Consider the following 22,059-nt stretch of genomic DNA (forward strand, 5'->3'; position numbering starts at 1 on the left):
ACAGGAGGATCCGATGGATCTCGCATTCACGAAAGAAGAGCAGGCGTTTCGCGAGGAAGTGCGGCAGTTCTTCCGCGACAACGTGCCGCCGGATACGCGGCGCAAGCTGGTCGAGGGCCGCCACCTCTCGAAGGACGAGATGGTGAATTGGTGGCGCATCCTCAACAAGAAGGGCTGGGGCGTCAGCCACTGGCCGAAGGAATATGGCGGCACCGGGTGGACCGCCGTGCAGCACTACATCTTCAACGAGGAGCTTCAGGCTCACCCGGCGCCGCAGCCGCTCGCCTTCGGCGTCAGCATGGTCGGTCCGGTCATCTACACCTTCGGCAACGAGGAGCAGAAGAAGAAGTACCTGCCGCGCATCGCCAATGTCGACGATTGGTGGTGCCAGGGCTTCTCCGAGCCCGGCTCCGGCTCCGACCTCGCCTCGCTCAAGACCAAGGCCGAGCGCAAGGGCGACAAGTGGATCATCAACGGCCAGAAGACCTGGACCACGCTGGCCCAGCACGCCGACATGATCTTCTGCCTCTGCCGCACCGACAACAACGCCAAGAAGCAGATGGGCATCTCCTTCATCGTGTTCTCGATGAAGTCGAAGGGCGTCACCGTGCGCCCGATCCAGACCATCGACGGCGGCCATGAGGTCAACGAGGTGTTCTTCGACGACGTCGAGGTGCCCATCGAGAACCTGATCGGCGAGGAGAACAAGGGCTGGGATTACGCGAAATTCCTGCTCGGCAACGAGCGCACCGGCATCGCCCGCGTCGGCGTCTCCAAGGAGCGCATCCGCCGCATCAAGGAACTCGCCTCCAAGGTCGAATCCGGCGGCAAGCCGATCATCCAGGACGCGGCGTTCCGCGAGAAGCTCACCGCCTGCGAGATCGAGCTGAAGGCGCTCGAGCTCACCCAGCTCCGCGTCGTCGCCGACGAAGGCAAGCACGGCAAGGGCAAGCCGAACCCGGCGTCCTCGGTGCTGAAGATCAAGGGCTCCGAGATCCAGCAGACCACCACCGAGCTGCTGATGGAAGTGATCGGCCCGTTCGCTGCACCCTACGACGAGCACGGCGACGACGGCTCCAACGAAGCCATGGACTGGACCGCCCAGATCGCGCCGAGCTACTTCAATAACCGCAAGGTCTCGATCTACGGCGGCTCCAACGAGATCCAGCGCAACATCATCGCCAAGGCGGTGCTGGGGCTGTGATCTGCCCCCTCTCCGCGACGGCGGGGAGGGCAATATTCCACCGTCATTCCGGGGCGCGACGAAGTCGCGAACCCGGAATCCATCGGGCCGCATACGCTGAGGCGAAATGGATTCCGGGCCTGGCCCTTCGGGCCATCCCGGAATGACGAAGTTAGATAAGTCCGGGTACAAGGAACCAAAGAAATGGATTTTGATCTGTCCGAGGAGCAGCGGCTTCTCAAGGAAAGCATCGACGGCCTGCTGACCGATTCCTACGATTTCGAGCAGCGCAAGAAGTACATGAAGGAGAAGGGCGGCTGGAGCAAAACGGTCTGGCTCAAGCTCGCCGAGCAGGGCCTGCTCGGCCTGCCCTTCGCGGAGGCCGATGGCGGCTTCGGCGGCGGCGGCGTCGAGACCATGATCGTGATGGAGGCGCTCGGCAAGGCGCTGGTGCTGGAGCCCTATCTCGCAACGGTCGTGATCGGCGGCGGCTTCCTGCGCCATGCCGGCACCGATGCGCAGAAGGCCGCGCATGTGCCGGGCATCATCGACGGCAGCAAGACGTTCGCCTTCGCCCAGCTCGAGAAGAACTCGCGCTACGATCTCTTCGACGTCTCGACGACCGCGAAGAAGAAGGGCGATGGCTGGATCATCGACGGCGAGAAGTTCGTCGTGCTCAACGGCGAGAACGCCGACACCCTCATCGTCACCGCGCGCACCAAGGGCGATCGCCGTGACAAGAGCGGCATCGGCGTGTTCCTGGTCCCGGCGAACGCCAAGGGCGTGGCCAAGAAGGGCTATCCGACCCAGGACGGCCTGCATGCCGCCGACATCACCTTCACCGGTGTCGAGGTCGGTCCCGACGCCCTGCTCGGCAACCCCGAGGACTCCCTCGCGCTGATCGAGCGCGTGGTGGACGAAGCCCGCGTTGCGCTCTGCGCCGAGGCGGTCGGCCTGATGGACGAGTCGCTCAAGACCACGGTCGAGTACATCAAGACGCGCAAGCAGTTCGGCGTCGCCATCGGCTCGTTCCAGTCGCTGCAGCACCGCGCCTCCGACATGTTCGTCGCCGCCGAGCAGGCGCGCTCGATGTCGATGTTCGCGACCATGGCGGGTGATTTCGAGGACGCCAAGGAGCGCACGAATGCGATCGCTGCGGCCAAGGTGCAGATCGGCAAGTCGCTGAAATTCGTCGGCCAGCAGTCGATCCAGCTCCACGGCGGCATCGGCATGACCATGGAGGCGAAGATCGGCCACTACTTCAAGCGCCTCACCATGATCGAGAACACGTTCGGCGACACCGAGTATCACCAGCGCCGCGTCGCCGATGCGGGCGGGTTGATCTAGTCACCTGGCGCGAGACGGCAGCCGCACAAAGATCGTCATGCCCGGGCTTGTCCCGGGCATCCACGTCTTGGCGGCAAGGAAGAAATGTGGATGGTCGGACATAGGCGAGCGGAAGCGACGCCGTCCTTCAGACGGCTATGCCCGGCCATGACGGAGCAGGCGAGCACGAAATAGAAGAGGGAGCCCAACACCCATGAAAAACACCCCGTTCGATCTCACCGGCAAGGTCGCCTTGGTCACCGGCTCCAGCCGCGGCATCGGCCGCTCCTCCGCCGAACTTCTTGCCAGGCTCGGCGCCAAGGTCGTGGTCTCCTCGCGCAAGCTTGAGGCCTGCAAGGAAGTCGCCGACGGCATCAACGCGTCCGGCGGTGACGCCATCGTCATCCCCTGCAACATCGCGCGCAAGAGCGAGGTCGAGGCGCTGATCGCGGGTGCCACGAAGCACTACGGCAAGATCGACATCCTCGTTTGCAACGCCGCCGTGAACCCGTATTACGGCCCGCTGCTCGACATCACCGATGAAGCCTTCGACAAGATCATGGGCTCGAACGTCAAGAGCAACATCTGGCTCTCCGCGCTCGCGATCCCGCAGATGGCCGAGCGCGGCAAAGGCTCCGTCGTCATCATCTCCTCGATCGGGGGCTTGCGCGGCTCCACCGTGATCGGCGCCTACGGCATCTCGAAAGCCGCCGACTTCGCGCTGTGCCGTTCGCTCGCGGGCGAATGGGGCCCGAAGGGCGTGCGCGTCAACTGCATCGCGCCCGGCCTCGTCAAGACCGATTTCGCCCGCGCGCTGTGGGAAGACGAAGCCAACCTCAAGCGCCGCACCGCCACCACGCCGCTTCGCCGCATCGGCGAGCCCGACGAAATCGCCGGCGCGGTCGCCTATCTCGCCTCCGATGCGTCGAGCTTCATGACCGGCCAGACCATCGTCATCGACGGCGGCGTGACGACGGCGGCAGTGTAGGCCTCTCACGACGTGCAATTGCACCGACGCTGCGCTTCCCTTACCCTCCCCCTCCAGGGGAGGGTCGCTCGCGCAAACGCGCGAGCGGGGTGGGGTGAAGCCACAGCAATGGTCTCAACATCGATCCGACGCGCCGCCGCAAAGAAGCTGAGAGCGAATACGACGCCCCACGAGCGCATCCTGTGGTGTGCCCTCAAGGAGCTTCCGCTCGAAGGCTCGCACTTCCGCCGTCAGGCGCCGATCGGCCCTTACATCGTTGACTTCTTCTGTCCAGCCAAGCGCCTCATCATCGAGCTCGACGGCGGCCACCACAACGAGGACGACACAGCCAAACGTGATCTCGAACGCCAACATTGGCTCGAGAACGAAGGCTATCGCGTCATCCGCTTCTGGAACTCGGAGATCATGACCGACCTGACCGCCGTGCTCGAACGGATCTATGTCGAGCTGTACGGATCGCGTGAGGCGGAAGCCACACCTTTGAAGCATCGTCGAACATGACGTTCGAGCGCCTCTTTTTTACCCTCCCCTGGAGGGGGAGGGTCGCTGCGCATGCAATGCGCAGCGGGGTGGGGTGACAGACCATCCGCGAATGCGGTGGTTCTGAACGCGTGTCAAAGGGCCTTCTGAAACGAATGTGAGACCGCCGTTGTGGCTTCACCCCACCCCGCTCGCGCTTCGCGCGATCGACCCTCCCCCTCCAGGGGAGGGTAGGTCGGCCACCTTGACCTCTTGCTGGCAATCCCGTTTCTTTGGCGCGACACAATGATCCTCCGCAGGGAAAACGCCAAGGTAAGCCGCCATGTCTTTCGTCCTCGCCATCGACCAGGGCACCACCTCCTCGCGCGCGATCGTGTTTCGCGGCGATATTTCCATCGCGGCCAAAGCGCAAGCCGAATTCCCGCAGCACTTTCCGGCCTCGGGCTGGGTCGAGCACGAGCCGGAGGACATCTGGACCTCGACGGTGATGGTCTGCCGCGAGGCGATCGCGCAGGCCGGCATCACCGCCAAGGACATCGCCGCGATCGGCATCACCAACCAGCGCGAGACCACCGTGGTGTGGGACCGCGCCACCGGCCAGGCCGTGCACCGCGCCATCGTCTGGCAGGACCGCCGCACCGCTGACATCTGCGCGAAACTCAAGGCAGAAGGCCGCGAGCCGGTGATCTCGCAGAAGACCGGCCTGATCATCGATCCCTATTTCTCCGGCACCAAGGTCGCCTGGATCCTGGACCACGTCCCCGGCGCCCGGGCGCGCGCCGCGCGCGGCGAGCTCATGTTCGGCACCGTCGATTGTTACCTGCTCTGGCGCCTCACCGGCGGCAAGGTGCACGCCACCGACGCCACCAACGCCTCGCGCACGCTGCTGTTCAACATCCACACCGGCCAGTGGGACGACGAGCTGCTGGAGATCATCGGCGTGCCGCGCTCGATGCTGCCCGAGGTGAAGGATTCCTCCGCCCGGTTCGGCGAGAGCACGCCCGACCTGTTCGGCGGCGCCATCGCGATCTCCGGCATCGCCGGCGACCAGCAGGCCGCCACCATCGGCCAGGCCTGCTTCCGCCCGGGCATGATGAAGTCCACCTACGGCACCGGCTGCTTCGCGCTGCTCAACACCGGCACCACGCCGGTGGTGTCGAAGAACAAGCTGCTCACCACCGTCGCCTACCAGCTCGACGGCAAACGCACCTACGCGCTGGAAGGCTCCATCTTCGTCGCCGGCTCGGCGGTGCAATGGCTGCGCGACGGCCTCGGCATCATCAAGCACGCCGCCGAGACCGGACCTCTTGCCGATCAGTCGGACTCCATGCAGAGCGTCTATCTCGTCCCGGCCTTCGTCGGCATGGGCGCACCCTACTGGAATCCGCGCGTCCGCGGCGCGCTGTTCGGCCTCACCCGCAACACCGGCCCGGCCGAGCTCGCCCATGCCGCGCTCGAAAGCGTCTGCTACCAGACTTACGACCTCTGGGCCGCGATGCGCGCGGACTGGCCGAGCTCGGAAACCGCCAGCGTCGTGCTCCGCGTCGACGGCGGCATGACCGCCTCGGACTGGACCATGCAGCGCCTCGCCGATCTCTTGGACGCCCCGGTCGATCGCCCCGTCATTCAGGAAACCACGGCGCTGGGCGCCGCCTACCTCGCCGGCCTCAATGCCGGCGTTTATCCCGAGCCGACCAAGTTCGCCGACAACTGGCGCCTCGAGCACCGCTTCAAGCCGAACATGAGCCAGGCGACGCGCGAGCGAAAGCTGGCGGGTTGGGCAAGGGCGGTGAAGGGCGTGCTGGCGAGCGACGAGGGGGAGGGGTAGGCACGGCTCTCTCGCCGGGTCGTCCCTGCCTAGTGCGCAATTGCGCACGGGCGCAGGGACCCATACCGCGAGGTCTGTCGATAACAGGCAGAGCCAATCCCGAACGACCAGTCTTCGCCAAACCACTCCCTGTGGCTATGGTCAACGCTCGCTATGCTCGCTTGTCCGGGACGACAACGGAGCGTGTAGCGACAGTTCTCGCATTTCTCGGGATGAAGTGGAGCAAGCATGATCCTCCCCGACGGCTATTCCGACGTACCCGCCGGCAAGATCGCCGCCGTCGTCACGCATCTGGAGATGACTGCACCTCCCGCGCGCCGCGCCGATCCCCCCGGCACCTGGACCCTGCGCAAGGTCGACGCCCCCGCGCTTCCTTGGTACCGCGATCTCTTCCGCCGCGTCGGCGAGAACTGGCTGTGGTTCTCGCGCGCACGCATGACCGATGCAGAGCTCGCCGCAATCATCCACGCGCCGGGAATCGAAGTCTACGCCCTCGCCCTGGACGGCCGCGACGAAGGCCTGCTCGAGTTGGACTTCCGCGAGCCCGGCCAGTGCGAGCTGGTCTATTTCGGCGTCACCGCACCCTTGATCGGCACCGGCGCCGCCCGCTTCCTGATGAACCGCGCGCTGGAGCTGGCATGGTCGCGCGATCTCCGCCGCGTCTGGGTCCACACCTGCACGCTCGACCACCCATCGGCCGTCGCCTTCTATCAGCGCTCCGGCTTCCGCGCGTTCCGCCGCCAGATCGAGATCGCCGACGATCCGCGCCTCGACGGCACCGCGCCGCGCGATGCGGCGAAGCATGTGCCGATCATCGAATAGTGCACGGCTGCCTCCCCACCGTCATTCCGGGGCGCGCCACTTGGCGCGAGCCCGGAATCCATTTGTCAGCAGGAGACGATGCACGATGGATTCCCAGATGCGCAATTGCGCATCATAGCTCGCGCTTCGCGCGCCCCGCTCGCGATCGGCGGGCCGGCGCGGGCGTGCGTCCATGTTCATGATGTCGCAGCGGAGCTCGCCCTGTCCGCTATTGCTGAAGAACTGGCAGGCGATGATCTTCGACGGCGTCAGGAAGCCGATCGGGCGGTCCCTGGGCTTGGGCGGCGCCGATCATCGGCAACAGGATCGATATCAGGATCAGTCCGCGCAATCCCACATGCCATTCCCAATCACCTGTCGAAATTCACCGCTGTGGTGTTGGCGCCGCAGACCAGAACCGCGACGCGTTCGGCTGGTGACGGACGATAGCGGCCCGAGAGCACCGCGGCAAAGGCGGCGGCGCCGCCGGGCTCGGCCACGAGGCGCAAGTGCGACCATAGCGCGGCCTGGGCCTGCCGGATCGCATCGTCGCTGACCAGGACGACGCGCTCGACATGTGCCCGTGCGACCGGAAACATCAATGCGCCGACGCGGCGCGGCGCAAGGCTGTCGGCGGCGATGCCGCCGGCCGGCGCATCGACCGGCGCGCCCGCCGCGAACGCGGCGTGCAGGGTCGGCGATTGCTCCGGCTCGACCGCGACGATGCGTGTCGTGCCGGCATACCACGCCGCAATGCCGCCGATCAGCCCGCCGCCGCCGACCGCCACCAGCAGCGTATCGATGCCTGGCGCGTCCTGCTCCAGCTCCAGTCCGACGCTGCCCTGGCCGAGCAGGGTCTCGACCTGATCGTAGGCATGGACGGCAAGCGCGCCGGTCTGCGCGACATGCGCCTCGCTCGCGGCGAGCGCATCGGCGTAGCGGCTGCCCGCGATCATGAGCTTTGCGCCATAACCCCTGATCCTTTCGGCCTTGGCCGGCGAGGTAATGTCAGGCACGAAGATCGTGGCGGGAATGCCGAGCCGCTGCGCCGCATAGGCCACGGCCGCGCCGTGATTGCCGCCGGACGCGGCGACGACACCGGCCTCCGGCACCTGCCGCAGCAGCAGGTTGGCGAAGGCGCCCCGCGCCTTGAACGATCCGGAATGCTGCAGCATCTCGAGCTTGAACGTGAGGGGCGCGGACGGCAGGCCGAAATCGGAAAGGTCGGCCTGAAGGAGCGGCGTGCGCCTGACATGCGGACGGATGACCGCCTCGGTCGCCGCAATCCGCTCCCGCGTGATGTCCATTGTCGCTGTCATGATGCTGTCCTTGATAGCGTATCGGAGAGTTGACATCAATTAGGTAATTAGCAAAATGGCTAAATGAAGTTTGCCGTCGCCTTGCGCGCGCTCGCCAACGAACGCCGCCTGCAGATCCTGGAATGGCTGCGGGATCCGCGGCGGCATTTTCGCGAGCAGGCCGATGGCGACCTCGTCGAGGACGGCGTCTGCGGATTGCTGATCGCCGAAAAGCTCGGCGTCAGCGCCCCGACGGTGAGCGAGCACATGCGGGTGCTGACCGCCGCAAAGCTGGTGCGCGCCAAGCGGATCAAGCAGTGGACGATGTACAAGCGGAACGAGACGGCGATCGCCGCGATCAAGCGCTCGATCCAGGACGGACTTTGAGCGTGGTGCGCGTCATGCTGTCGCGGGCGCCGTTGCAGCCGGCGCAATGCTCCGTTTCCGAGATTTTTGTTGCGCCGCGTCGATCTGGTCGTGGAAACTAAACGGCCCTGCCTTGTCCAACGATCGAGAAGAGCGAGAACCATGTTCCTGATCGGCCAATATGATTCCCCCTTCGTCCGCCGCGTCGCGATTGCGCTCCGGCTTTACGGGCTCGCCTTCGAGCACAGGCCGTGGTCGACCTTCGGCGATGCCGACAAGATCGCGCCGTACAATCCGCTGCGCCGGGTGCCGACGCTGGTGCTCGACGACGGCGAGGCGCTGATCGAGAGCACGATCATCCTCGACTATCTCGACGAGCTCGCCGGCGAGGCAAAGGCGATGCTGCCGCGCGGCGGCGCCGAGCGGCGCAGGCATTTGCGCATCTGCGCGCTCGCCTCGGGCCTCGGCGACAAGGCGGTGAGCCTGCTCTACGAGCGCGTGCTGCGGAAGGAGCAGCTCGCGCTATGGGTCGAGCGCTGCCAGGCGCAGATCGCGGACGTGCTCGGCGTGCTGGAATCCGAGCGCGCCAAGGTGACGACGCCGTACTGGCTGGGCGATCGCATCGGCCATGCCGATATCGCGGTGGCCTGCGTCGTTCGCTTCACCCGCGAGGCGCACCCGCAGCTGTTCGACGTGGCGCGCTACCCGGCGCTCGCGGCACATGCGGAGCGTTGCGAGGCGCTGGCGCCGTTCAAGGAGATCGTGCAGCCGCTGGCGCCGCCAAAGGGGTGATTCATCCCGATGTCATTCCGGGGCGCGCGAAGCGCGAGCCCGGAATCCATCGTGCCGCGGATGATGCGGAGAAATGGATTCCGGGCTCGCGCCAAAAGGCGCGCCCCGGAATGACGGCGGGTGGCGAGGCCGAAAGCTCAAGACCGGCGCAGCAGCCGATGATGGAATACTACCGCTGTTTTGCCCGACGCCGCAACTCGCTTTCGGCAAGACCGAAATTGCTCAAGCTTTTCAACCCCATCGCTACTGTGCATGGGGTTGTTTTCGCAGTTTTTGCTTGGAGACGCGGCTAACCCGCCCCCACGCGCTTCTTCTGCCAGACCAGATGCACCGCGCAGGTGCAGCCCGGCGGGTGCGAGGCGAGGTCCTTGGGGGCCTCGTCATTCGCGGGCGTCGCCGTAAAGGTCTTGTCGCTCGCGCTCTGCTGCGAGGGAATGTAGTTCAGCACCGGCGCGAGCCAGCGCTCGGCTTCCGCGATGGTCATGCCCTTGCGCGCTGCATAGTCCTCGACCTGGTCGCGCTCGATCTTGCCGACGCCGAAATAATAGCTCTCGGGGTTCGCGAAATAGAGCCCTGATACGGAGGAGCCCGGCCACATCGCAAAGCTCTCGGTCAGCTTCACGCCGGCCGTCGCCTCGGCATCGAGCAGTTCGAACAGCGTCGCCTTCTCGGTGTGATCGGGCTGGGCGGGATAGCCCGGCGCCGGGCGAATGCCCTGGTACTTCTCCAGGATCAGCTCCTCGCTGGAGAGCGCCTCGTCCGGTGCATAGGCCCAGAACTCGCGGCGCACACGGGCATGCATGCGCTCGGCAAAGGCTTCGGCGAGGCGGTCGGCCAGCGCCTTGCACAGGATCGAGGAGTAGTCGTCGTTGGCGCTTCTGAAGCGATCGGCGACCGCGTCCTCGCCGATGCCAGCGGTGACGACGAAGCCGCCGATGTAGTCGGGCACGCCCGCGGGCGCGATGAAGTCGGCGAGCGCGGCGTTGAAGCGGCCCTCGCGCTTCTCGAGCTGCTGGCGCAGCGTGTGCAGCGTCGCGACTTTCTTCGCGCGGCTCTCGTCGGCATAGAGCACGATGTCGTCGCCCTGCGCATTCGCCGGCCAGAAGCCGATCGTCGCGCGGGCCCGGAACCATTTCTCCTTCACGATGGTGTCGAGCATCTTGCGCGCGTCGTCGTAGAGCGAGCGCGCGACCTCGCCGACCTTGGCGTCGTCGAGAATGGCGGGGAAGCGCCCGGCGAGCTCCCAGGTCTGGAAGAACGGCGTCCAGTCGATGTAAGGCACGAGCTCGGCGAGATCGTACTCGTCGAAGCTGCGGATGCCGAGGAAGGTCGGCTTCACCGGCTTGCTCTTGGCGAAGTCGACCGGCACGCGGTTGGCGCGGGCGGCCTCGAGCTTCAGGCGCTTCTTGTCCGCCTGCGCGCGCAGATGCGCCTCCGAGATCCTGGCGTATTCGGCCCGCACCTCGGCGGCATAGGCCTCGCGCTTCTCGGGCGAGAGCAGCGAGGACGCGACGCCGACGGCGCGGCTGGCGTCGTTGACGTGCACGACGGGACCGGCGCGATAGCTCGGATCGATCTTCACGGCGGTATGCACGCGGCTGGTCGTGGCGCCGCCGATCAGCAGCGGCAGCTTGAGGCCTTCGCGCTGCAATTCGCCGGCGAAGAACGCCATCTCGTCGAGCGAGGGCGTGATCAGGCCCGACAGCCCGACGATGTCGGCCTTCTCGGCTTTCACGGTCTCGACGATCTTGGCGGCCGGCACCATCACGCCGAGATCGATGACCTCGAAATTGTTGCACTGGAGCACGATGCCGACGATGTTCTTGCCGATGTCGTGGACGTCGCCCTTGACCGTCGCAAGCACGATCTTGCCGGCGGACGAGGAGCCCTCCGTGCCGATGCCGTTTGCGAGGTTGCGCGCCTTCTCTTCCTCCATGAACGGCATGAGGTAAGCAACGGCCTGTTTCATGACGCGCGCGGACTTGACGACCTGCGGCAGAAACATCTTGCCGTCGCCGAAGAGGTCGCCGACCACGTTCATGCCGGCCATCAGCGGCCCCTCGATGACATCGAGCGGACGCGAGGACTTCTTGCGGGCCTCCTCGGTATCCTGCTCGATGAATTCGGTGATGCCGTGCACCAGCGAATGCGACAGTCGCTTCTCCACCGGCCATTCGCGCCAGGCGAGATCGGCTTCCTTGCCTTCGGTCTTCTTGCCGCGGAATTTCTCCGCCAGCGCCAGCAGGCGTTCGGACGCACCTGGATCGCGGTTGAGGACGACGTCCTCGCAGGTCTGGCGCAGCTCGGGATCGATGTCGTCATAGACGATCATCTGACCGGCATTGACGATGCCCATGTCCATGCCGGCCTTGATGGCGTGATACAGGAACACCGAGTGCATGGCCTCGCGCACCGGCTCGTTGCCGCGGAACGAGAACGATAGGTTGGAGACGCCGCCGGAGACATGGGCGCCCGGCAGGTTCTGCCGGATCCAGCGCGTCGCCTCGATGAAGTCGACGCCGTAATTGTTGTGCTCCTCGATGCCGGTCGCGATCGCGAAGATGTTCGGATCGAAGATGATGTCCTCCGGCGGGAAGCCGACGCGGCCCACCAGGATGTCGTAGGCGCGCTTGCAGATCTCGGTCTTGCGCGCGAACGTGTCGGCCTGGCCGGCCTCGTCGAACGCCATCACCACCACGGCCGCGCCGTGGCGGCGCGCGATCCGCGCTTCGTGGATGAACTTCTCCTCGCCTTCCTTCATCGAGATCGAGTTGACGACCGGCTTGCCCTGCACGCATTTCAGGCCGGCCTCGATCACCGAGAATTTCGAGGAGTCGACCATGACGGGGACGCGGGCGATGTCGGGCTCGGCGGCGACGAGGTTGAGGAAGGTCACCATCGCAGCTTCGGAGTCGAGCAGGCCCTCGTCCATGTTGACGTCGATGATCTGGGCCCCGTTTTCGACCTGGTCGCGCGCGACTTGCAGCGCGGCGGTGTAATCGCCGGCGGTGATCAGCTTGCGGAAGCGGGCCGACCCCGTGACGTTGGTACGCTCGCCGACGTTCACAAACGGGATTGCGTTGGTCAGCACGAACGGCTCGAGGCCGGAGAGCCTCAAGCGAGGTTCGATCTCCGGCACGATGCGCGGCTTGTGCGGGGCGACGGCAGTTGCGATCGCCGCGATATGGTCCGGCGTGGTGCCGCAGCAGCCGCCGACGATGTTGACGAGGCCGTCGCGGGCGAACTCGCCGATCAGGCGCGCCATGTATTCCGGGGTTTCGTCATACTGGCCGAACTCGTTGGGCAAGCCTGCGTTCGGATAGGCGCAGACGAGCGTATCGGCGACGCGGCCGATGTCGGCAATATGGGCGCGCAGATCCTCGGCGCCGAGCGCGCAGTTGAAGCCGATGGTGATGGGTTTTGCGTGCCGCACCGAATTCCAGAACGCTTCCGGCATCTGGCCCGAGAGCAGGCGGCCGGACTTGTCGGTGATGGTGCCTGATACCATCACGGGCACGTCGATGCCGAGCTCTTCGGTGATCTCGGCGATCGCATACAGCGCCGCCTTGGCGTTGAGCGTGTCGAAGATGGTCTCAACCAGCAGCAGATCGACACCGCCGTCGAGCAAGCCGCGGATCTGCTCGCCATAGGATTTGCGCAGATCGTCGAAGGTGACGGCGCGGTAGCCGGGATTGGAAACGTCGGGCGAGATCGAGGCGGTGCGGTTGGTGGGGCCGATGGCGCCGGCGACGAAGCGCGGCTTGCCATCTTCCGCCTCGACGCGCCGTGCGGCATTGCCGGCGAGGCGGGCGCCTTCGCGCGCCATCTCGTAGACGATGCCGGTGAGGTCGTAATCGGCCTGCGCGATCGAGGTCGTGGAGAAGGTGTTGGTCGCGACGATGTCGGCGCCGGCGCGCAAGTATGCGGCGTGGATGTCCTCGATCGCCTGCGGCTGGGTCAGGATCAGGAGATCGTTGTTGCCGCGCAGGTCGCGATGAAAGGTCTTGAAACGCTCGCCGCGGAAGGCGGCCTCGTCGAGCTGGAGGTTCTGGATCATCGTGCCCATGGCGCCGTCGAGCACGAGAATGCGTTCGCGCGCGGCGTTGAGGAGGGCGGTTCGCTTGGCGGATACGGGTACGGTCATCTGATCTTACGCAGCCTTCTGGGCGGTCTTGGCGCGAATGCCGAGCAAATGGCTGATCGCAAATACGAGATCGGCGCGGTTCATGGTATAGAAGTGGAAGGTGTCGACGCCGTGCTTGGCGAGCTTCTGCACCTGGCCGGCCGCGACGGTCGCGGCCACCAGCTTGCGCGTCTCGGCATCGTCGTCGAGGCCGTCGAATTTCGCGGCGAACCAGTCCGGCACGGTGGTGCCGGCGCGGGTGACGAAATTGCGTGCCTGCTTGAAATTGTGCATGGGCATGATGCCCGGCACGATCGGGATGTCGATGCCGCGGGCGCGGACGCGGTCGCGGTAGCGGAAGTAGAGGTCGTTGTCGAAGAACACCTGCGTGATCGCGCGCGTCGCACCCGCATCGACCTTGGCCTTGAGCGTGTCGATGTCGGCGTCGAAGTCGCGCGCCTCGGGGTGCTTCTCGGGATAGGCCGACACGCTCACTTCGATGTCGCCGTGCCGCTTCTTGATTCCGGCGACGAGGTCGGCCGAACTCTGGTAGCCGTCGGGATGGCTCGAATAGGGCGTGCCGATGCCGCCGACCGGATCGCCGCGCAAGGCCACGATGTGGCGGACGCCGACCTCGTGATAGCGGTCGACGATCTCGTCGATCTCGCCGCGCGAGGCGCCGACGCAGGTCAGATGCGCGGCGGGCAGCAGCGCGGTCTCCTTCAGGATGCGGGCGATGGTGGAATGGGTGCGCTCGCGGGTCGAGCCGCCGGCGCCATAGGTCACCGAGACGAATTTCGGCTCGAGCGGGGCGAGGCGCTTGATGGTGTCCCAGAGATTGCGCTCCATCTCCTCGGTCTTTGGCGGAAAGAACTCGAAGGAGATCGCAGGCCGCTTCAGGTGCCCGTGGGCCGTCGCAGGCGTCGTCACGTCAGTCATGGCACCACTCGCTCCAATTTCCGCCGGCCGTGGGGTCTAGCTTGGGAGGGCCTAAGATAAGGCAAAGGCAGTTTGGCCGACAGCCCATCGATGATGGGAAATGGCCCACTAACGCTGGATGCCGTGAGATTTAGCGCCGAACGGCTTTTGTGGTGGGAAGGCGGATCAGATAGTTTAACGTATTGTGTTTCAACGAATTTATTTGATTCAAGCGCCTTCAAATGTCAATTTTGTTAGTGGGCATGATGAATTCGTCGTGTTGCAAAGGTAATCTGTCCCAACCGGCGTCGTCCGCGACGACCCGCCCCTCTGTACCCTCTGACCTGCGCAGCCTGCCATTGCCGCCGCCCGGCCCTTCGTTAGGTTAATGCGCCATGATCCCGCTCTCAGTCCTCGACCTCTCCGTCGTTACGACAGGCACCAAGCCAGCCGCGGCGCTGCGCAACAGCATCGATCTGGCGCGCCATGTCGATGGGCTCGGCTATCTCCGCTACTGGCTCGCCGAGCATCACAACCTCGCTTCCGTCGCGAGTCCCGCGCCCGACGTCATGATCGGGCAGATCGCAGCGGTGACGAAGCACATCCGCGTCGGCTCCGGCGGCGTGATGCTGCCCAACCATGCGCCGCTGATGGTGGCCGAGCGCTTCAAGATGCTGGAGGCGCTGTTTCCCGGCCGGATCGATCTCGGTCTCGGCCGCGCGCCGGGCACCGATGGTGCGACGGCTTACGCGCTGCGCAGCCGGCTCGACCGGCGCGAGGGCGACGATTTCCTGGAGCGCCTGCACGAGCTGATTCTGTGGGAGACCCGCGAATTCCCTGCGGGCCACCCCTACAACAACGTCGTCGCGATGCCCGACGACACCAGGTTGCCGCCGATCTGGCTGCTCGGCTCCAGCGATTATTCCTCGGAACTGGCCGCACAAGTCGGCATGGGCTTCGCCTTCGCCCATCATTTCGCCACCCACGACGCGATCGATGCGATGATCCATTACCGCAATCGTTTTCAGCCCTCAGCCTGGCGTGCGAGTCCACATGCCATTCTCGCAGTCGCGGTCATTACGGCTGATACCGACGAGGAGGCGGAGAGGCTCGCCTCCTCCTTCGATCTCAACCGGCTGCGCCGTGACCGCGGTCAATATCTGCCATTGCCGAGCGTCGAGGAGGCGATCGCCTATCCGTATACGGACGCCGAGCGCACCTCGATCCTGCGCAACCGCTCGCGCCTGTTCGTCGGCAGTCCCGCGACGGTGCAGAAGAAGCTTCAGCCGCTGATCTACACCAGCAAGCCGGACGAGCTGATGGTGATCACCGCCGTGTATGACCACGAGGCGCGCAAGAAATCGTATTCGCTGCTGGCGGAGGCGTTCGGGCTGGTCAAGAACGCGGCTTAAGCAACTCGGCCCCGGACGCAGCGCAGCACGCAGCGGTGCGTTGCAGAGCCGGGGCCCCATCGCAGCTCTTGTCTCGCGGCCCCTGGGTCCCGGCTCGCGCTTCGCGCGTCCGGGACACGCATTCAATCCTGCGTCTCGCTGAACGTCGCCCGGAACGGATGTCCCGGATACACGCCGACGATGCGGAATTCGCGCGAGAAGAATTTCAGCTCCTCGATCGCGAAAGCGAGGCCCTTGTCATCGGGGTGGCCGTCGACGTCGGCATAGAATTGCGTGGCGAAGAAGTTGCCGTCGACCATGTAGCTCTCGAGCTTGGTCATGTTGACGCCGTTGGTCGCAAAGCCGCCAAGCGCCTTGTAGAGCGCGGCCGGCAAATTGCGCACCCGGAACACAAACGTGGTGACCAGCGGGCCCATGCCTTGTGGCGCCCATTTCGGCTCGCGTGCCAGCACCACGAAGCGCGTGGTGTTGTGCGCCTCGTCCTCGATGTCCTCGGCGAGAATGTCGAGGCCGTAGATCTTTGCGGCAAGGCGCGAGGCGATCGCGGCCACGGTCTTGTCCTTGCGCTCGGAGATGTCGCGGGCGCTGCCGGCGGTGTCGGCGTGCACGATCGGCTTGATGCCCAGCTTGCGGATGATGCGCCGGCACTGGCCGAGTGCATGCACATGGCTCTCGACGCTCTTGATGTCTTCGAGCCTGGTCCCCTTCACCGCCATCAGCTGGTGCCGGACCGGCAAGAACCATTCGCCGATGATGAAGAGGCCCGATGCCGGCAGCAAATGATGGATGTCGGCGACGCGGCCGGCGACCGAGTTCTCGATCGGGATCATGCCGAGCTCGGCTTCGCCCGACGAGATCGCCGACAGCGCATCCTCGAAGGTGGCGCAGGGCATCGGTTCGGCGTCGGGATAGGCCTCGACGATGGCGATATGGGAATTGGCTCCAGGCTCGCCCTGGAATGCGATTTTCAGCTTGCTCATGTCTTGAAGTGCTCCTGCCCGGCCTTGTAGCAGCGGCTCAGGATTTGGAAAGGATGCTGCGGGCGGTTTCGAGGTCGGGCGGCGTGTCGACGCCGCGGGGCACGCTGTCGACGATCATGATATCGATGCGCATACCGGCCTCGATCGCCCGTAACTGTTCCAGGCTCTCCTGGCGTTCGAGGGGCGAAGGCGGCAGCGACACGAACCGCTCCAGCGCCGCTCGGCGATAGGCATAAAGCCCGATGTGGTGGTATCGCGGTCCGTCGCCGTAGGGGGCTGTGGCGCGGGTGAAATAAAGTGCCCGCAGCCGCTTCGGCCCGATCGGCGAACCGATGGCCTTGACCACGCTCGGCGCGAGGTCCTCCTCCTTGGTGTGGATCTGCGAGGCCAATGTGACGATGTCGACCGCGGGGTCGTCGAAGGGCGGCAGCACCTCGCGGATCGTTGCCGGCGTGATGGTGGGAAAATCGCCCTGGAGATTGATCACGATCTCAGCCTTGCCCTCGGGATCGAGCTTCTGCATGGCCTCGTGGATGCGGTCGGAGCCCGACGGGTGGTCGGAGCGGGTCATCACGGCCTCGCCGCCATGGGCGGTGACGACCGAGGCGATCTCCGGCGTGTCGGTGGCCACCGCGACCCGGCCGATTGCAGCGGCTTCGGCCCGGCGCAGCACATGCACGATCATCGGCAATCCCGCGATGTCGGCGAGCGGCTTGCCGGGCAGGCGGGTGGCGGCCATGCGGGCCGGGATCAGCACCAGGATGCGGGGATCGATCATCGGGTCAAGAGCCTGGAAACGGGGCGTTTTCCGCGCCGAGAAATGCGGTGGGGACGGGCTGAAGGCCGGCTCGCTTATACGGGTTGCCAGACCCCGGGCAAACCGATATCTCAATGGCAAAACTCGGGGAAACAATAAGGAACGTTTTGATTCTCCCGAGGCTCGTCCTGGCGGCCGCTTGGGCCGCTGTTTCCTTCTTGCGGTGGGGCCTGGCCGGAAATGGACTCTTTCGAACTCAACAAGATTCTCGGTGCCGTGCTCGGCACCTGTCTCTTTCTGCTGGTGACGAGCTTCACGGCGAGCGCGCTGTTCTCCCCCAAGATGCCGGAAAAGCCGGGCTTTGAAATCGCTGTGAAGGAAGATGCCGGCCACGGCAAGGAAGGCGCGGCTGCGGCCGCACCGTCCGCGCCGATCGAGAAGCTGCTCCAGACCGCCTCCGTCGAGAAGGGCGCGGCGGCCGCCAAGAAGTGCGGCGCCTGCCACACGTTCGAGAAGGGCGGCCCGAATCGGGTCGGTCCGAACCTCTATGGCGTCGTCGGCGAGCCAAAGGGCCAGGGCCGTGGTGGCTTCAACTTCTCGGCCGCCATGAAGGCCAAGGGCGGCAACTGGACGTTCGATGACCTCAACAAGTTCATCGCCAATCCGAAGGGCTTCATTCCTGGCACCGCGATGGGCTTCGCCGGCATCCCGAAGGATTCCGAGCGCGCCGACGTTATCGCCTATCTGAACACGCTGTCGGAGCATCCGCAGCCGCTGCCGACAGCCTCCAAATAAGGCCGCCGGAACGCATCTTGGAATGAGCGGCCAGGCTGAAGAGCCTGGCCGTTTGCTTATCCAGGCCTCGCGGCCAGTTTATCGGGGCGTTTGGCCGCATCCGATCGGTCTCCGGCCTCCAAGATGAGGAAAAAGCAACACATATTCGGTCGAAACCTCGTCTATATTAGGAACTTAAAGGAGTAGTCTCCTTCAAGACAGGGATGTTGATTTGGCCATCACCCGACGCGATCTTCTGCTCACCGGCGCTGCGGCCGCAGCGCTCCCCGCTCTCGGTTCCGTGGCGGGCGTTCCCGTCGTCGGCGCGGCCGAAGCGCAGTCTTCCAATGAGCTGCCCTGGCGCCACGCGCTGTCCCTGTTCGGAAAGGTCAAGTACCCCGCCGACTTCAAGCGCTTCGACTACGTCAATCCGGACGCGCCCAAAGGCGGCGTCGCGCGCCAGATCGCCGTCGGCACATTCGACAATTTCAACATCGTCGTATCAGGTGTGAAGGGGCAGGTCGCCGGTGCCGTCGCCTTCATCTACGAATCCCTCATGACGCCCTCACTCGACGAGGTCTCGACCGAATACGGCGCGCTGGCCGAGGCGGTCAGCCACCCGGACGATTTCTCCTTCGTCACCTATCGTTTGCGGCCGCAGGCGAAATGGCATGACGGCAAGCCCGTCACGCCGGAGGACGTGATCTTCTCGCTCGATTCCTTCAAGAAGCACCATCCGATGTACTCGGCGTACTACAGCCATGTGGTGAAGGCCGAGAAGGTCGGCGAGCGCGAGGTGAAGTTCGTATTCGACGCACCGGGCAATCGCGAATTGCCGCAGATTGTGGGACAGCTTACGGTCTTGCCGAAGCATTGGTGGGAGGGGACGGACGCGCAAGGCCGCAAGCGCGATGTCTCCGCCACCACGCTCGAAGTGCCGCTCGGTTCGGGCCCCTACAGGGTCAAGGAGTTCGTGGCAGGACGGTCGATCGCGCTGGAGCGCGTCAAGGATTATTGGGGCCGCGACCTCGCCGCCAATGTTGGTCGCAACAATTTCGACGAGCTGCGCTACGAATATTTCCGAGACGCCACGGTCGCGATCGAGGCCTTCAAGGCCGATCAGGTCGATTGGCGCACCGAGAACAGCGCCAAGAGCTGGGCGACGGCCTACGACTTCCCGGCCGTGAGCGACAAACGCGTGATCCTGGAGGAATTCGTCAATCGCAGCTCGGGCGTGATGCAGGCCTTCGTGCCGAACCTGCGACGTGCCAAGTTCAGCGACCCCCGCGTGCGTCGTGCGCTCAACTACGCCTTCGACTTCGAGGAGATGAACAAGCAGATCTTCTTCGGTCAGTACAAGCGTATCAGCAGCTATTTCGACGGCATCGAGGAACTCATGGCGACCGGCTTGCCGCAGGGCAAGGAGCTCGAGATCCTCGAAACCGTCCGCGCCCAGGTCCCGCCCGAGGTCTTCACGACGCCCTACAGCAATCCGGTTGGCGGCAGCCCCGAAGCGGTACGCGACAATTTGCGCGAGGCGCTGCGCCTGTTCAAGGAGGCTGGCTACGAGGTGCGCGACCGCAAGCTGATCGACGTCAAGACCGGCACCCAGTTTTCGCTGGAATTGCTGAACCAGGATCCGAGCTTCGAGCGGATCACGCTGTTCTACAAGCCGTCGCTGGAGCGACTCGGCATTGCCGTCAGCGTGCGGACGGTCGATCCGACCCAATACGAGAACAGGACGCGCGAGTGGGATTTCGATATCGTCACCAACTCATGGGGCGAGTCGCAGTCGCCGGGGAATGAGCAGCGTGAGTTCTGGTCGTCCAAGACGGCCGACATCGCCGGCTCGCGCAACATCGGCGGCATCAAGAATCCCGCGATCGACAAGCTGATCGAACGGGTGATCTACGCCACCGATCGCGACGATCTGGTCGCCGCAACCAAGGCGCTGGACCGGGTGCTGCTGTGGAATCACTACGTCGTGCCGCAGTGGACCTACAACAAGGTGCGCACCGCGCGCTGGGACCGCTTCGGCCGGCCGGCCGAATTGCCCAGATACGGTCTGTCCGGTTTCCCGTTCATCTGGTGGTACGACGCAGACAAGGCGGCGCGGATCGCAAAGAAGTCGTGAAGGACATTCCCCGCATGACGCAGATGTCACGCCGCCATGTGCTGGCCTTGGGTGTTGGCGGCGCCCTCGGAGTGTCCATTGGTGCGCCGTTGCGCAGTGCGTGTGCATCGGAAGCGGGGACCGAGGCGCACGGCATCTCTGCGTTCGGCGATCTCAAATATCCGGCCGATTTCCACCATTTCGACTACGTCAATCCGTCTGCGCCGAAGGGCGGCACGTTCTCGCTCATCCCATCGACGAGGTCGTATAACCAGTCCTACCAGACCTTCAACTCGCTCAACGCCTACATCCTCAAGGGCGATGGCGCGCAAGGCATGGACATGACGTTTTCGCCGCTGATGGTGCGCGGCAGCGACGAGCCGGACGCGATGTACGGACTTGCCGCAAAATCCGTGCAGATATCGCCGGACAGGCTGGTCTATCGCTTCACGATGCGGCCGGAGGCGACATTCCACGACGGCACCAGGCTCACTGCCCGCGACGCGGCGTTCTCGCTGACGACGTTGAAGGCCAAGGGCCACCCGCTGATCATCGTGCAGATGCGTGACTTCGTGAACGCGGAAGCCATCGACGACGCGACGCTCGTCGTCACCTTCGCCAAGGGACGCGCCCGCGACGTGCCGCTCTATGTCGCCGGGCTGCCGATCTTTTCGAAAGCCTATTATGCGTCCCGGCCGTTCGATGAATCGACGCTGGATATTCCGCTCGGCTCCGGTCCGTACAAGGTCGGCAGGTTCGAGGTCAATCGCTACATCGAATTCGAGCGGGTCAAGGACTGGTGGGCCGCCGATCTGCCGGTTTGCCGCGGCAGCTACAATTTCGATGTCGTGCGCTACGAGTTCTATCGCGACCGCGACGTCGCCTTCGAAGGTTTCACCGGCAAGAGCTATCTCTATCGCGAGGAGTTCACCTCGCGCATCTGGGCGACGCGCTATGACTTTCCGGCGGTGAAGGATGGCCGCGTCAAGATGGAGGTCGTGCCCGACGATACGCCGTCCGGTGCACAGGGCTGGTTCATCAACACGCGGCGCGACAAGTTCAAGGACCCTCGCGTGCGCGAGGCCCTGATCAACGCCTTCGATTTCGAATGGACCAACAAGACCATCATGTACGGCGCCTATGCCCGTACGGTGTCGCCATTCCAGAACTCGGACCTCATGGCAGGCAATGCGCCGCCTTCGCCGGAAGAGCTGAAGCTGCTGGAGCCGTTTCGCGGCCAGGTTCCGGAAGACGTTTTCACCGCACCGTTCACGCCTCCGGTCACGGACGGCTCCGGGCAAGACCGCAGCCTGTTGCGCAAGGCTCAGCAACTGCTCAACGAGGCGGGTGTGCCCATCAAGGACGGCAAGCGGATGCTGCCGAATGGCGAGGTGTTCAAGATCGAGTTCCTGTTGGATGAGCCCTCCTTCCAGCCGCATCATGCGCCCTACATCAAAAATCTCGCGACGCTCGGTATCGAAGCGAACGTGCGCCTCGTCGATGCAGTGCAATACAGGGCACGTCAGGACGACTTCGATTTCGACATGACGATCCAGCGCTTCAGCATGTCGGCGACGCCGGGCGATGCCATGCGCTCGTACTTCTCCTCGCAGGTCGCGAACACCAAGGGCTCGTACAATCTCGCGGGCATCGCCAGCCCGGCCATCGACGCCATGATCGAAAAAATCATGGCGGCTGACAGCCGCGAAGAGCTGACCGTCGCCTGCCGCGCTTTCGATCGCCTGTTCCGCGCCGGCCGCTACTGGGTGCCGCAATGGTACAACAAGACGCACCGGCTGGCTTATTGGGACCAATTCGGCCATCCGCAGAAGCTGCCGCGATATGCCAACGGCGTCGGCGCGCCCGACATCTGGTGGCATGAACCCGCCAAGGCGGCCAAGCTCGAGCAGGCAAAATAGC

18 protein-coding genes are annotated in these 22,059 nt (G+C 64.8%); 13 read left to right on the forward strand and 5 right to left on the reverse strand.

Annotated features, from left to right (window positions below; all coding sequences use genetic code 11):
- The first annotated feature begins 13 nt into the window (after positions 1 to 13).
- The 6 genes from pimC (at position 14) to ABIA42_RS37860 (ending at position 6,627) form a co-directional block, all read left to right on the forward strand.
- Positions 14 to 1,204 (forward strand): pimeloyl-CoA dehydrogenase large subunit, encoded by a 1,191-nt coding sequence (gene pimC, locus ABIA42_RS37835; RefSeq protein ID WP_370115930.1) that lies wholly within the window; start codon positions 14 to 16, stop codon positions 1,202 to 1,204.
- Positions 1,205 to 1,387: 183 nt separating this feature from the next.
- Positions 1,388 to 2,530, forward strand: coding sequence for a pimeloyl-CoA dehydrogenase small subunit (gene pimD / locus ABIA42_RS37840; protein WP_370115929.1), 1,143 nt, complete (start codon positions 1,388 to 1,390; stop codon positions 2,528 to 2,530).
- Positions 2,531 to 2,723: 193 nt separating this feature from the next.
- Positions 2,724 to 3,497 carry an SDR family NAD(P)-dependent oxidoreductase gene (locus ABIA42_RS37845; RefSeq protein ID WP_370115928.1) on the forward strand — a complete coding sequence of 258 codons (774 nt, stop codon included), beginning with the start codon at positions 2,724 to 2,726 and terminating at the stop codon, positions 3,495 to 3,497.
- A gap of 108 nt (positions 3,498 to 3,605) precedes the next feature.
- Positions 3,606 to 3,998: an endonuclease domain-containing protein gene (locus tag ABIA42_RS37850; RefSeq protein WP_370115926.1), complete on the forward strand. Its 393-nt coding sequence runs from the start codon at positions 3,606 to 3,608 to the stop codon at positions 3,996 to 3,998.
- 301 nt (positions 3,999 to 4,299) lie between these two features.
- Positions 4,300 to 5,805 carry a glycerol kinase GlpK gene (gene glpK, locus ABIA42_RS37855; RefSeq protein WP_370115925.1) on the forward strand — a complete coding sequence of 502 codons (1,506 nt, stop codon included), beginning with the start codon at positions 4,300 to 4,302 and terminating at the stop codon, positions 5,803 to 5,805.
- A 228-nt stretch (positions 5,806 to 6,033) separates the two neighbouring features.
- Positions 6,034 to 6,627: an N-acetyltransferase gene (locus ABIA42_RS37860; protein ID WP_271529816.1), complete on the forward strand. Its 594-nt coding sequence runs from the start codon at positions 6,034 to 6,036 to the stop codon at positions 6,625 to 6,627.
- Positions 6,628 to 6,977: 350 nt separating this feature from the next.
- On the opposite strand, the gene ABIA42_RS37865 is transcribed toward ABIA42_RS37860, so the two are convergent.
- Positions 6,978 to 7,961 carry a threonine/serine dehydratase gene (locus ABIA42_RS37865; protein ID WP_370115923.1) on the reverse strand — a complete coding sequence of 328 codons (984 nt, stop codon included), beginning with the start codon at positions 7,959 to 7,961 and terminating at the stop codon, positions 6,978 to 6,980.
- 27 nt (positions 7,962 to 7,988) lie between these two features.
- Here ABIA42_RS37865 and ABIA42_RS37870 point away from each other — a divergent pair, with 27 nt between their 5' ends.
- The 3 genes from ABIA42_RS37870 to ABIA42_RS37880 all read left to right on the forward strand — a co-directional run bounded on the left by ABIA42_RS37870 (position 7,989) and on the right by ABIA42_RS37880 (position 9,355).
- Positions 7,989 to 8,291 (forward strand): helix-turn-helix transcriptional regulator, encoded by a 303-nt coding sequence (locus ABIA42_RS37870; protein ID WP_028177302.1) that lies wholly within the window; start codon positions 7,989 to 7,991, stop codon positions 8,289 to 8,291.
- Positions 8,292 to 8,432: 141 nt separating this feature from the next.
- Positions 8,433 to 9,062 (forward strand): glutathione S-transferase family protein, encoded by a 630-nt coding sequence (locus ABIA42_RS37875; protein ID WP_370115922.1) that lies wholly within the window; start codon positions 8,433 to 8,435, stop codon positions 9,060 to 9,062.
- Positions 9,059 to 9,355 carry a hypothetical protein gene (locus ABIA42_RS37880; RefSeq protein ID WP_370115921.1) on the forward strand — a complete coding sequence of 99 codons (297 nt, stop codon included), beginning with the start codon at positions 9,059 to 9,061 and terminating at the stop codon, positions 9,353 to 9,355. Before ABIA42_RS37875 ends, ABIA42_RS37880 begins: the two co-directional genes overlap by 4 nt.
- Here ABIA42_RS37880 and metH read toward each other — a convergent pair.
- Entirely contained in the window at positions 9,352 to 13,206 is a 3,855-nt protein-coding gene (metH, locus tag ABIA42_RS37885) for a methionine synthase (RefSeq protein WP_370115919.1), read from the reverse strand. The two genes, ABIA42_RS37880 and metH, sit on opposite strands and share 4 nt — an antisense overlap.
- Positions 13,207 to 13,212: 6 nt before the next feature.
- Complete coding sequence (gene metF, locus ABIA42_RS37890) at positions 13,213 to 14,124, reverse strand: methylenetetrahydrofolate reductase [NAD(P)H] (RefSeq protein WP_035671451.1); 912 nt, start codon at positions 14,122 to 14,124, stop codon at positions 13,213 to 13,215.
- A gap of 374 nt (positions 14,125 to 14,498) precedes the next feature.
- On the opposite strand from metF, the gene ABIA42_RS37895 reads away from it, so the two are divergent.
- Complete coding sequence (locus ABIA42_RS37895; protein ID WP_370115917.1) at positions 14,499 to 15,515, forward strand: LLM class flavin-dependent oxidoreductase; 1,017 nt, start codon at positions 14,499 to 14,501, stop codon at positions 15,513 to 15,515.
- Between the two features lie 122 nt (positions 15,516 to 15,637).
- Here the strand turns inward: ABIA42_RS37895 and ABIA42_RS37900 are convergent, their stop codons facing one another.
- Entirely contained in the window at positions 15,638 to 16,495 is an 858-nt protein-coding gene (locus ABIA42_RS37900; protein WP_271529809.1) for a prephenate dehydratase, read from the reverse strand.
- 37 nt (positions 16,496 to 16,532) lie between these two features.
- Positions 16,533 to 17,273 carry a 3-deoxy-manno-octulosonate cytidylyltransferase gene (locus ABIA42_RS37905; protein ID WP_370115915.1) on the reverse strand — a complete coding sequence of 247 codons (741 nt, stop codon included), beginning with the start codon at positions 17,271 to 17,273 and terminating at the stop codon, positions 16,533 to 16,535.
- Between the two features lie 219 nt (positions 17,274 to 17,492).
- Between ABIA42_RS37905 and ABIA42_RS37910 the strand changes: the two genes are divergently transcribed.
- The 3 genes from ABIA42_RS37910 (at position 17,493) to ABIA42_RS37920 (ending at position 22,058) form a co-directional block, all read left to right on the forward strand.
- On the forward strand, positions 17,493 to 18,047 hold the full coding sequence (locus ABIA42_RS37910; protein WP_370115914.1) for a cytochrome c family protein: 555 nt from the start codon (positions 17,493 to 17,495) through the stop codon (positions 18,045 to 18,047).
- 211 nt (positions 18,048 to 18,258) lie between these two features.
- Entirely contained in the window at positions 18,259 to 20,160 is a 1,902-nt protein-coding gene (locus ABIA42_RS37915; protein WP_370115913.1) for an extracellular solute-binding protein, read from the forward strand.
- A 14-nt stretch (positions 20,161 to 20,174) separates the two neighbouring features.
- The gene (locus ABIA42_RS37920; protein ID WP_370115911.1) at positions 20,175 to 22,058 is read left to right on the forward strand and encodes an extracellular solute-binding protein; all 1,884 of its coding nucleotides are present in this window, start codon (positions 20,175 to 20,177) and stop codon (positions 22,056 to 22,058) included.
- The last annotated feature ends 1 nt before the right edge of the window (position 22,059 follow it).

It is taken from the genome of Bradyrhizobium sp. USDA 327 (assembly GCF_041262065.1).
GTDB lineage: Bacteria > Pseudomonadota > Alphaproteobacteria > Rhizobiales > Xanthobacteraceae > Bradyrhizobium > Bradyrhizobium liaoningense.